Source organism: Pseudomonas sp. 18175 (assembly GCF_050432925.1).
Taxonomy (GTDB): Bacteria; Pseudomonadota; Gammaproteobacteria; order Pseudomonadales; family Pseudomonadaceae; genus Aquipseudomonas.
Map to the genome: position 1 here is coordinate 53,355 of NZ_JBKFTO010000032.1, position 13,027 is coordinate 66,381.

General features: G+C 64.7%; 1 protein-coding gene. It reads left to right on the plus strand.

Features of this window, described 5'->3' with window-relative positions; translation table 11 throughout:
• Positions 1-141 precede the first annotated feature (141 nt).
• Complete coding sequence (locus ACLD1Y_RS29055) at positions 142-12,777, plus strand: filamentous haemagglutinin family protein (protein WP_429481108.1); 12,636 nt, start codon at positions 142-144, stop codon at positions 12,775-12,777.
• Positions 12,778-13,027 lie beyond the last annotated feature (250 nt).

The following is a 13,027-nucleotide window of genomic DNA, read 5'->3' on the forward strand; positions in this document are numbered from 1 at the left end:
CCGATCAGCAACGGCCTGTGCCGTTGCTGATTTTTTTTGCGTTAGCAGCGATTTGTGAACTTTGCATGACAGAAGTTCAGTCGCGCCCCTCGCCAACCGCCTAACCCTCATACGTGTCACTCTCAACAAGGAATCTTCCCGATGGTCCGCTGCAAACCGACGGTTAACCGAAAAGCCCAGACCGTGCTGCGCCTTGCGCCCTTGGCCCAGGCGATTGCCTTGTTGATGGTGGCGGCCAACGCCCATGCGGCCACGCCGTTCAGTCCCGCCTGGTTTGCCAACAAGGGCGCGACCCAGGCCGCGACGGCGGCACGGGTCAACGCGGGGCAGGTGGGGCGCATTCCAACGTTGAGTGAGCAGGCACGGGTCAACCAGCAGTTGGCTCGCTCCATCAGCAGCCTCAACACCACGGTGGCCTCGATTGCGGCCCAGCAGGCCGCGCAGGCAGCGGGGCGGCAAGCGGCGTTTGGCCAGGTGTCGAACATTCCTGATGGCTTGGGCAAAGGCGGCCTGCAGGTCGACAACAGCCTGACCCAGGGCTGGACCAATGCCAAGAACCCAACCCAGGTCCAAGCTGGCGGCAAGACCACGGTGACCATCGAGCAGACCGCCGACAAGGCGATCCTCAACTGGGAGACCTTCAACGTCGGGCGCAACACCACGGTGGATTTCCAGCAGCAGGCCAACTGGGCCGTGCTCAACCGCGTCAACGACCCGAATGCGCGGCCCAGTGAGATCCAGGGCCAGGTCAACGGCGCCGGGACCGTGATGATCATGAACCGCAACGGCGTGGTGTTCAGCGGCTCAAGCCAGGTCAACGTGCGTAACCTGGTGGCGGCGGCGGCGACCATCACCGACGAGCAGTTCACCCAGCGCGGCATTTACGTGGACAGCACCGGTACCCAACCAACCTTCACCGACGCTGCCGGCAAGGTCGAGGTGCAGCGCGGTGCGTTGATCCAGACCCATAACGCGGCCACCTCCACCGACGCCGGTGGCTACGCCTTGCTGCTGGGTTCCGAGGTGGAAAACGCCGGCACCATTATTACCGCCAAGGGCCAGACCACCCTGGCTGCCGGTGACAGCTTCTATATCCGCAAAGGTGTGGGCACCACGGCGAACGAACGCTCTACCACCCGTGGCAATGAAGTGGCCACCAGCCTCAAGGCCGGCAGCAGCGCGGGCAAGGTCACCAACAGCGGCCTGATCATGGCCTCCACGGGCGACATCACCCTGACCGGCCACCAGGTGCAGCAAAACGGCGTGGCCCTGGCCAGCACCTCGGTGGACACCCGTGGCACCATTCACTTGCTCAATTCGGCCAGCGACACCACGGGCAGCGTGACCCTGGGCGAGGGCAGCACCACTGCAATCCTGCTGGACGCCAGCGGCAGCACCGCCCTCAACAGCCAGAAAGGCAATGGCCTGACCAGCTTCGATGGCCTGGCCGCCAACCTGATCACCGGCCAGTTCAACAACCTCAGCGCCGTGGCCGACCGTACCGACCAGTCGCGCATTGAGATCGTCAGCGGCGGCACCGTGGACTTCCAGAACGGCTCGATCACCCTGGCCACCGGCGGGCAAGTCGCCGTCAGTGCCGCTGGGCGCAGCCTGGTGCGCGATGGCGCGATGATCGACGTGTCGGGCGCAGTGGGCGTCAAGGTGTCGATGGAAGCCAACAACATCAAGATCAATGTCCAGGGCAACGAACAGCGCGATGCACCGGTCAACCGTGACAGTGGGCAACTGATCAACAACGATGTGTGGGTCGACCTGCGTGAGCTGGTGTTTGTGCCGGCAGGCACCAACGGCTATGCCACGGACCGCTGGTACACCGCCGGCGGCCTGTTGGAAGTGGGCGGTTACCTGGGCACTCAAGGCCACTCGGTGGGCGAGTGGATGGCCCAGGGCGGCACGGTGACGTTTACCGGTAAGGACGTGGTGACTCAACAAGGCGCGCAGATCAACCTGTCGGGCGGCACCGTGGATGTGCAGGGTGGCTATATCCAGCAAACCTGGCTCAAAGGCCCCAATGGCCGTTTGTACGAGCTGTCGCGGGCACCGGGGGACATTCTGTATTCGGGCATCTACAAGGGGTTTGAGTCCACCAGCGAACGCTGGGGCCAGACCGAGTATTACTACAACCCGATGATCGCCCCGCAACGCCGTTATGAGTCGGGCTACACCGTGGGCCGCGACGCCGGCAAGCTGGTGGTGGGCACCTCTAGCGCAGTGCTGGAAGGCCAGGTGATCAGCGACGTGTTCCAGGGGGATCGCCAGACCCAGGCGGCCAATATCAACCTGGACGGCTACCAGCAGTCGCAGAAGGCTATGGCCCAGCGCGCGCAGTTGATCATTGGCCAGTACATCCCGATCTACAACAAGACCACCGGCACCCTGCGCTATGCGCTCAATGGCAGCGCCGATCAGGTAATGATCGACACTAACACGCAGAAAATCGCCGACGGCCTGGACCTCACCACGGTGCTGCCAGCGGATCGCCAGGGCCAAGTGCTGCTCGACAGCGACCAGCTCAACGGCTTCCAACTGGGGGCAATCAAGGTCGGTGCCAAGCAGCAGATCACCGTCAACGGCGCCCTCGGCGTGGCGGACGGCGGCGACATCACGCTGTACGGGCCGCAGGTCACGCTTAACGCCAACCTGACCGCCCATGGCGGCAGTATCAATGCAGGCAACATCCTCACCCAGGTCGACCTGAATAAAAGCAACGCGGTGGGCGATGTGATCCTGGCCGGCAGCGGGCGCCTCGATGTGGCCAGCGGCGTCAAGCTCGATACCAGTGGGCGTTGGAACAACCTTGCCCTCGACCCCAACCTGCGCGAGGGCGTGGCTTTTATCAACGGCGGCAAGGTGTCGCTGCGCAGTACCAGCGCGGTGAACCTGGCAGCGGGCAGCCTGGTGGATGTGTCCTCCGGCGCCACCCTCGACCAAGACGCCAAGCTCAGCGGCGGCAAGGGTGGTGACGTGAAGCTGGGCGGGTTGGGGTCCCTCGACCTGGGCGGTGAAGTGCGCGGGTTCGGCGTCAACGGCGGCGGCACGCTGACCCTGCAGGCCCATAAGGTATTGATCGGCGCGGGCGCGGCGGATGCCGGCACCCTGCAACTGGCCGGCGACTTTTTCAACAAAGGCTTCTCGGCCTATGACATCACGGGCAACGAAGGGCTGATCGTCGCGGACGGCACCCAGGTCGATGTGAACACGCCGGTTTACCGCATAGGCGCGCAGACCAGCACGGCACTCACTGGCAGCGACCCGGCGAGTGTGCTGGAGCGCTGGACCCCGCTGCTGTATCAGGAAGATGCGACCAAGGGTGTGTTGACTCAGCGCCGTGGCGCCAGTTTGAGCCTGAGCGCCGGGCACAACCAATCCAGCGCCGCGCAAATGGCGACCACCGCGCTGAGCGTGGGGCAGGGCGCGGTGATCACGGTTGATCCCGGCCAGGCCATTAACCTTGCCAGCGTCGGCCAGCTTAGCGTGAACGGCACGCTCAATGCCTGGGGCGGCAACGTCAGCCTCAAGGGCTTGACCACGGCGGCTTCGGAAACAGTCGAGGCCGCCGGGCATGGCCGGTCGATCTGGATCGGTGAGCACGCGCTGATCGATGTGGCGGCCCGTGCCGTCACGGCCGTGGATGCGCGCGGCAATGTCTACGGCCAGGTGCGCAACGGCGGGCAAATCAGCGTGGGCGGCGATATCGACCCAGCCACGGGGATTGCCACCACCAGCGATTTGTTCGTGGTGGTGCGCGATGGCGCACGGCTGGATGCGTCCGGTGCCCAGGCGCAGTTGACTATCCCAGGCCAGGGTTTGACGAATGTGGCGAGCAACGGCGGCACGATTGCCTTTGCATCCAACAACGGGCTGTACCTGGACGGCAGTTTCGTCGCCAATGCCGGCGGTGCAGGGGCGGCGGGCGGGCGCCTGGCGCTGGCGCTGGAGTCGCCGTATTACCTCAAGTCGGCGGTGACGGATCGGGTGCTGCCGATACGTGAATTGACGCTGAGCCAGCAGCATCAGGCCTCGGCGCTGCCGGATGATGTCGACGCGGCTGCGGGCTCGTTGATCTACGGGCATGCCCGGCTGGGTGTGGACCAAGTCACGGCGGGTGGCTTCGACAACCTGGCCTTGTTGGTCAACGGTGAGCTGAACTTTGCCGGCGATGTGTCGCTGAACATGGGCCAAAGCCTGGCGCTGTACAGTAACGCCATGCGCTTGGCGACGGCCGCGCCAGCGGCCTCTCGGATTAACCTGAGCGCGCCCCATGTGGTGCTTGGCGGCATGCTCGCAACCGTGCGTACCGGGCTGGAAAACTACGTGGCGCCGTCGTTGCGCGACCCGGTCTCGACCACGCCGGGGCAAGGCCTGTTCACGGTTGACAGCGACTTGCTGGATATCCGCGACAGGGTCAGTTTTGCGCTGACCCAGGGCTTTGATCAGGTCCATCTCAATAGCCGAGGTGACCTGCGCTTTCTCGGCGGTCGCCCGATGGCCAGCCCGGGCGTGAATGACTTCAGCACGGTGCTCAGTGCCGATGGCGACCTGACCTTGCGGGCGGCGCGAATCTACCCTGGCAGCGAAGTGACGGCCCAGGTGCTGGTGGGCAGGTTGCCCGGTGGCAGTACTACCGCCATGAATTTTGATCCGACCCGCACCCTCACTCTGGAGAAAGCCGGTACGGACAACGGCGCGGTGCCGTACTCGGTATTCGGTCGCCTGCAATTGGGTGCCGCCACCATCGTGCAAGGCGGCGTATTGCGCGCGCCCCTGGGACTGATCGAAATCGGCAACCTTGGCAGCACCCGGGTCGAACTGCTGCCGGGCAGCCTGACTTCGGTCAGTGGCAAGGGCCTGGTGCTGCCATACGGCGGCACCCTGGACGGCCAGACCTATCGCTATAACGGCAAGACTGTGGCCTTTATCGGGCAGGGCGGTGTGGTGGATCGCGGCCAGGATTTGTCGGTGGGGTTGATCCTTGGCGGCAAGTCGGTGGCGGTATTGCCCGATGCCACGGTGGACCTGTCCGGTGGCGGCGAACTGCTGGGCGCAGGCTTTGTGTCCGGGCGCGGCGGCTCCACCGATGCGCGCTATAACCCGTTGGTGCAGTTTGGCGCCAGCGGTGGTTTTGTGCTGCCAGGGCTGGGCACCAACCCGGTCTATGCGATTGTGCCGGGCGCGCAGGCGGGCTATGCGCCGGTTGCGGCCGAAGGGGGCGCGTCCACACCGTTGGTGGGGCAGCAGATCACCATCGGCGCCGGTGTGCCGGGGTTGCCGGCGGGCACCTACACCCTGATGCCCTCCACCTATGCCTTGTTGCCAGGGGCGTTCCGCGTGGAACTCAATGGTTTGGCCGGGCAGGGCAGCGTCGCCGGGGTGACGGCGATGCGCAACGGTTCGTGGTCCACCGGCGGGCGCCTGTCGATTGCCAACACCGGTGTTCAAGACAGCCTGGTCAGCCAGGTCATCCTGACCTCGGCCGATACCCTGCGCCGCTATTCCCAGTACAACGAAATGAGCTACGCCCAGTTCGCCGTGGCCGATGCCGCCAAACTGGGGGTGCCACGGCCGTTGTTGCCGGTTGACGCCAAGACCCTCAAGTTGGCGCTGGCAGCCGGTGGCGGCAGCGACACGTTTTTGTTCAAGGGCGTGGGCCTGTTTGACGCCGCGCCCGGCGGGTTCGGTGGCACGGTGGTTGTCACCAACACCACCCCGAGCGGTGATGCCGGGGCGACGCAAATCATCGCCGCCGGGAGTGCCGTGGACCCAGCCTTCCAAGGCCTGACCCTGGAGGCCGAAAGCCTAAACGCCTTGGGCGCCAAGCGCCTGTTGGTGGGTGGCTTGCCGCGAGTGGTCTATGGCCAGGGCGGCAACAATATCGACTTCAATATCGGGCTGGGCGGCTCGATCATCCTGCGCTCCGGCGCGAGCCTGGTGGCGCCGGAGGTGATGCTGGTCACCGCCGGTAGCGAGATCGTGATCGAGCAGGGCGCGTCCATCAGCACCCTGGGCCAGGGCGCAGCGTCTTATGACGCACGGGACGGCTTTGTGTTTGGCGGCGTGGCCAACATGTTGGCGGTGTCCAACGGCCTGCTCAATGTGTTGCCCTACGTCAACGCTGGGGGGCTGCCCACCGAAGGCATCCAGATCGGCGTCTGCCCGACGGGCAACTGCACCGGGCAAACCTCACTGTATTCCGAAGGTTCCATCGTGGTGGCCACCGACAAGGCGTTGCAGATCGATGAAGCGGTGCGCTATGGCACCCGCCACCTGACCCTGGCCTTGAGCAATATCAACGTCGGTGAAACCGCCGCCCTGGCCGATGCCGCCGCGCGTAACGCGCTCCCGGCGGGCCTGACCCTCAACCAGCAAGTGCTGGACCGTTTGTTGCGCGGCGACACCCAATTCGGCGCCCCGGCCCTGGAGACCCTGCAACTGTCCGCCGCCCAGGCGTTCAACTTCTACGGCACCACCACCCTGGACACCTACGACGCGCAGACCGGCAAATCGCGCCTGGACAACCTGCTGCTGTCTACCCCGGCGATCTATGGCGCAGGGGGGGCTAACGATGTGGCCACCATCCACACCGCCAACCTGATCTGGCAAGGCGCCGAGGCCGCACCGGGTGCAGTGATCACCGGCGGCGCAGGCACCGGCAGCGGGCGCCTGGATATCAATGCCGAGCGGATTGAATTCGGCTATGGCGCCTTCGCCCAAAAGAGCACCACCAAGACCTTCGACCGCCTGGCCCTGGGTTTTGCCAACGTCAATCTCAACGCCAGCGAGCGCATCACCGCCAACCATAAGGGCAGCCTGTCGGTGTACCAGAGCCTGACCGGCTATGACCCGGTCAAGGGCTTCCAGTACAGCGGCGGCAACTTGAATATCCTCACGCCGTTGATGACCGGTGAAGCCGGTTCGGTCAACCGCATCACGGCGGGCGGCGCGATAGATGTCGCAGCCTCGGCCGGTGTACGCGGCAACGCCAACGGCATGGGCGCCGAACTGTCCCTGCAAGGCGACAGCGTGCGCGTGGCCACCGCCGTGGTCTTGCCCAGCGGCAAGGTCAGCCTGGGAGCACGTGGCGATGTGGTGCTGACGGACAGCGCCGTGCTCGACGTTGCCGGTCGCGCCGTGGTGTTCAATGACATCACCCAATACGGCTGGGGCGGCGACGTGCTGCTCGACAGTCGCAACGGTAATATCCTCCAGGCCGCAGGCTCAACCATCGACCTGTCGGCCAAGCACAACCAGGCCGGCAAGTTGCGTGCGGTGGCCACCGATGCCGCCGCCGGGATTGTCGACCTGCAAGGGCAAATCCTCGGCAGCAGCAGCGGTGACTACGATGCAGGCGGCACCTTGATGCCGTATCAGGCGGGCGCCGTGGAAATCCAGGCGCAGCGCCTGGGTAGCAGCGGTTCGCTGGATCAACAGTTCGCCAGCCTCAACGGGCGTCTCAACGCAGGCCAGGTGTATGGCGCGCGCAGCTTCCAGCTCAAGCAGGGCAATCTGGTGATCGGCGATGGCCTCAAGGCGGGCACCGTCAACGTCTCGGTGGACAACGGCAGCCTGCGGGTCACCGGGCTGGTGGACGCCAGCGGCGAGCGCGTGGGCAGTATCAACCTGGCAGGCAAGCATGGCTTGACCCTCGATGGCAGCGCCGTACTCGACGCCCATGGCAGCAAACTGCGGGTGGACAGCTACGGCAAGATCATCGACTCGCCCAACCGCGCCATGGTAGTGCTCGGTTCCGGCGACGGCCTGCTGACCCTGGCCGAGGGTGCGCGCATCGACCTGCGCCACGGCACCGCCGCCAGCACTGGCAGCGACGGACGCAATCGCGGCACCCTGGAGCTGAACGCCCCACGCCTGATCAACGCCGATGGCAGCAGCAATGACATCGCCATCGACGCCCATGGCCGCGTGGATATCCAGGGCGCGCGGGCGATCATGCTTAACGGCATGGCCACCTATGACGACGCACCGGAGAAAACCGACCCGACCGCCAGCGGCAGGCCGTATCAGGAAATCACCCAGGACTACCTCGATGGCAAACACAAACTGAGCACGGACTTCATCAACGCCGCGCTGCTCAATACCAACCTGCTGCAAAACAAACTCGCCGGTTTGAACAACGCCACCTACGGCGATACCTTCCACCTGCGCCCCGGTGTAGAAATTGTCAGCAAGACCCCGGACGGCGACCTGGTGGTGCAGGGCGATGTGGACTTGTCGGGTTATCGTTACGCCAGCCTCAAATCCCCCAGCCAGTTCACCGAGGCCGGCAGCCTGACCTTGCGTGCCGGTGGCGACCTGAATATCTACGGCAGCCTCAACGATGGCTTCGCGCCGCCGCCTGAGACGGTGGATGACAAGGGGTGGGTGTTGTTGTCAGGCATTGACTTCACCGGCGGCGACATCGTGGTGCCGGGGCAGGGCGTGACCCTGGCGGCCGGCACGGCATTCCCATCGGGCACGGTGCTCAATTACGATTTGCCGATCAGTGATATCGGCGTGGCGGCGGGTACCCGCCTGCCGGTGCGCGCCACGCTGAACCAGGACCTGGTGGTGCCAGCCGGCACCGTGTTGGCGGCCGCCGTGCTCGATGGCGCGGGTAATCTGTTGTTCGCGGCGGGCACCTTGCTGGAGCAGGCGCAGACCCTGGTGGCCGGTTCGCAANGCGCCACGCTGAACCAGGACCTGGTGGTGCCAGCCGGCACCGTGTTGGCGGCCGCCGTGCTCGATGGCGCGGGTAATCTGTTGTTCGCGGCGGGCACCTTGCTGGAGCAGGCGCAGACCCTGGTGGCCGGTTCGCAATTGGAGGCGGGGTCGTTGTTGACCCAAAACACCCTGCTCAAGGCGATGACCTGGCCCAAGGGCGTGCCATTGCCGCAGAACTTCCAGGCGCTCAACCCGACGCTAAACGTGGTCACGCTCCAGCGCAATCTGGGCTTGCCCCAGGGCGCGCTGATTCCATCGGGCACCAACGTCAAGCTGCCGGATGATGCCGCATCGGTTGAACTGCGTGCGGGCGGGCAGGGCAAGCTTTGGGCTATCTCGCCAATGCTGGCCGAAGGCACGCAGTCCTGGTCCTTGCGCCTGGTGGCGGGCGCCGATACCGAGGCGGCGGACAGTCGCCTGCTGCAAGCTCACCCACGCAGTGGTGATTTGCACTTGGCCGACAGCCACTACGGCATGTATGCCAAGGCATTGCCCGCCCAAGGCGTGAAGGTCTGGAGCGCCGACGCGGCGGCGGATTTCGGGCCGGACTTCGGCATCAAAGAGGGCGACCCGGTTGATCAGCAGTTCCTTGACGATAACAGCTTGGGCAGCATCGAAGACTTCTGCGTCAACTTCTCGAACTACTGCAACACCAAGGTCGAATACGCCGCCACCAGCGATGCGGCCAACGATTTGGGCATCGCCGAAGGCGAGCTGCTGACCGATGAGTTTGTGAAGTCCTTCGAGAACGCCTCCCTGCAATCGGTGGCGGACCTGTGCTCGCAGTTCCCCTTCTACTGCCGTTCACTGAACGCCACCACCTACGCCGCCACGCCCGGCAGTTCGCGCTTCAGCGTGATTCGTACCGGCACGGGCGATCTTGAGCTGCTCAGCGCCGGCAACCTGAGCATGGACTCCCTCTACGGCGTGTACACCGCCGGTACTTCGTCCAGCGCAACCTATGCAGGCGACCCTTACAACCTGGCCAAGGCGCGCAACGGTACTGGGGTTTCTTCAACGGTGCTCAATGACGCGGGCAGCTTTTTTGAACAGTTCGTCGATGGCGGCAGCGCCAGCCTGTACCGGGCGTGGTACCCGGAGGCGGGCGGCAACCTGAGCCTGAAAGTGGGGGGCAATCTGACCGGCAATATTGCCGCCAAGTTGGGCAATAACGGCCTGGGTCGCCCCAATGAGAGCGATATCGGTGTCGACACCTCCAGCACCGCCAACTGGCTGTGGCGCCAAGGCAGCGGCGCTGTGAGTGCCGGTGACCAGTCCCAGCTCACCGCGTGGTGGATCAACTTCGGCAGTTTTACCGCCGACCGCGTCATTGGCGAAAAACCCTTGGCGGACAAACTGGTCGGGTTTACCGGCTTCGGCACCCTGGGCGGCGGTGACCTGGATGTCGATGTGGCCGGCAATGCCGGGCTGCTGCAACGCATGGCCGGCAACGCCATGTCGTCGAGCGCCAACGCCCGCAGCCAGGGCTTGGTTCTGGCGGTCGGCAGCACCGGGCGGGTAGCGGCCGATGGCAGCGTGCAGTTGACGGGCGGCGGTGATTTGCGCGTGCGCATCGGTGGCGCGCTGAACCCCGCCAGTGATCTGAGCAGCGGGGTGTTAAACGGAACCTTAGTGAATATCCGCGGCAACGCGCAGCTCATCAGCGATGCCTTGGGCAAGGTCGACCTTCAGTACGGCGTGCGCACCATGGCCCAAAGCCCTGGGGATACGCGGCCATACGACGGCGTGAACACGTCCCGCGGTCTGGCTTCGGGGGGCATGATCCTGGCACCGGGCGATGCCACCTTCAGCCTCGGCACCGCAGGCGACCTTGTGCTGCAAGAGGTGGTCGATCCGGGGCGTGTCGTGTTGCTCAACCGCACCGCGTTCACCCGTGGCGCCAGCGCCGACGAAACCCTGCAACTGGGCACCGGCACCAGTTGGTTTACGTTATGGACCGACCATACGGCCATTGACCTGTTTTCCGCAGGCGGCAACCTGGCCCCCAACACCACCGGCACGGCACCGGACCTGGCGATTGTCTACCCCTCGATCGTGCGGGCGACGGCGGCGAGCGGCAGCATGTTCTACGGCAGGTCTGGTGCGTCGCCGCTGCTTGATCTTGGCGACGATCTGGCGCTGTTGCTGGCCCCCGGTCGCCAGAGCCAATTGCAGTTCCTGGCGTATGACTCGATCTACGGCGGTGGCATGTACGTGACGCAATCGTCGGCCGACCCAAGCATCGTGGCCACGCCATGGAAGCCGGCATTCGTTGGCGAAATCAACGGCACCCTGGTGGCCGACGGCAATAACCTTTCGGCCAACGGCAGCTCATTCAATAGCACCCCGTTACCGCTGTTTGCGTTTGGCTCCGCCAGCGCGTCGTCCGCCGCGTCGTCCTTGGCCGGGCCTGCGCGTTTCTATGCCATGAACGGCGATTTGGTGGGGATCAGCAGCGGCCGGATCATTACCTTTTCGTCCAACACCGGCACCCTCCATCAAGGTGAGACCTGGTACGAAGGCGGCGGGCCGGTGTGGATGATGGCGGGCCGCGATATTGTCGGCAGCGGCAGCCGTTTCCATACCGCCGACAGGCGAGATGGGACTGAGTTGCTGGGCAACCTGTTTGTCCACAACAGCCCCACCGATATCTCCATCGTCTCCGCCGGGCGTGACATCCTCTACAGCAACTTCCAGGTCGCCGGCCCAGGCGCCCTGGAGTTGAGCGCCGGGCGCAATATCCTGATGGATGACAAGGTCAGCGTTACCAGCCTTGGTCCGGTTGCCTCCGGCGACAACCGCCCTGGCGCGAGCATCGTTATGCAAGCGGGGGTTGGCGCCAACGGCCCGGATTACCTGCGCTTCGTCGAGGCCTACCTGAACCCCGCCAACCTGGCGCAACCGGGTGAGTCGTTGCTGGGCGGCAAAGTCGCCAAGACCTACGAACGCGAACTGGCCAATTGGTTGGCCGAGCGTTTCGGCTTTGTCGGTGACAGCGAGCAGACGCGGACCTATTACGCAGCACTGCCCGCCGAACAGCAGCGCCTCTTTGCTCGTGACGTGTATTTCGCCGAACTCAAGGCTGCCGGCCGCGAGTACAACACCGACGGCAGTGTGCGCCAGGGCAGCTACCTACGCGGGCGTGCGGCCATCGCTGCGCTGTTCCCGGACAAGGACGTGGCCGGCAACCCGATCACCTACAAAGGCGATATCACGATGTTCGGCGGTGCGGGTGTGCACACCAACTTCGGTGGCTCGATCCAGATGCTCACCCCAGGCGGCAGCCAAACCTTCGGTATCGAAGGCGCGGCACCCCCGTCGACGGCGGGCGTGATTACCCAGGGTGCAGGCGATATCCAGCTGTACTCCCTGGGCAGCATCCTGTTGGGTCAAAGCCGCATCATGACCACCTTTGGCGGCTCGATCATGGGCTGGACCGCCGAGGGCGATATCAACGCCGGGCGGGGTTCCAAGACCACCGTGGTGTACACGCCACCCAAGCGGGTCTATGACAATTGGGGCAACGTGAGCCTGTCGCCGTCGGTGCCGAGCACCGGTGCGGGGATCGCCACGCTCAACCCGATCCCGGAAGTGCCGGCGGGGGACATCGACCTGATCGCGCCGCTGGGCACCGTTGATGCGGGCGAGGCGGGTATCCGCGTGTCGGGCAACATCAACATCGCCGCATTGCGGGTGGTGAACGCGGCGAACATCCAGACCCAGGGCAAGTCGTCCGGGGTGCCGGTGACGGCCGCAGTCAACACCAACGCCATGAGTTCGGCCAGCGCGGCGGGGGCGGCGGCTTCCCAGGCCGCAGAAGACGCCGCACGCAGCCAGCAGGCGGCGGCCAAGCAGGGGCGGCCATCCATTGTCACGGTAGAGGTGCTGAGTTTCGGCACCGAGCCGGTGCCCCGTGAGCCCGAGCAGAAAAGCTCCAGCTACAACCCCAACAGCCCGGTGCAGGTGCTGGGCGCGGGCCCGCTGAGCGAACAAGCGCGAGCGCGGTTGACGGACGAGGAGCGCAAGCAGATCAGTTTGTAGATTTTTTGAAAGAACCTCTCGATGTAGCTTTGGGGCGATCAGTGATCGCCCCTTTTTTTTGAACATCCACTCATATTTACAGCTATACAGAGATCCAAATGTGGGAGGGGGCTTGCCCCCGATAGCGGTGGGTCAGTCACTGATTATTTGGCTGACACACCGCCTTCGCGAGCAAGCCCGCTCCCACATTTTGATCTCCATTATCAGGTAGAGAGTGTTCTGGCTCTGGCTTTGGCTCTTGATCTTAGGC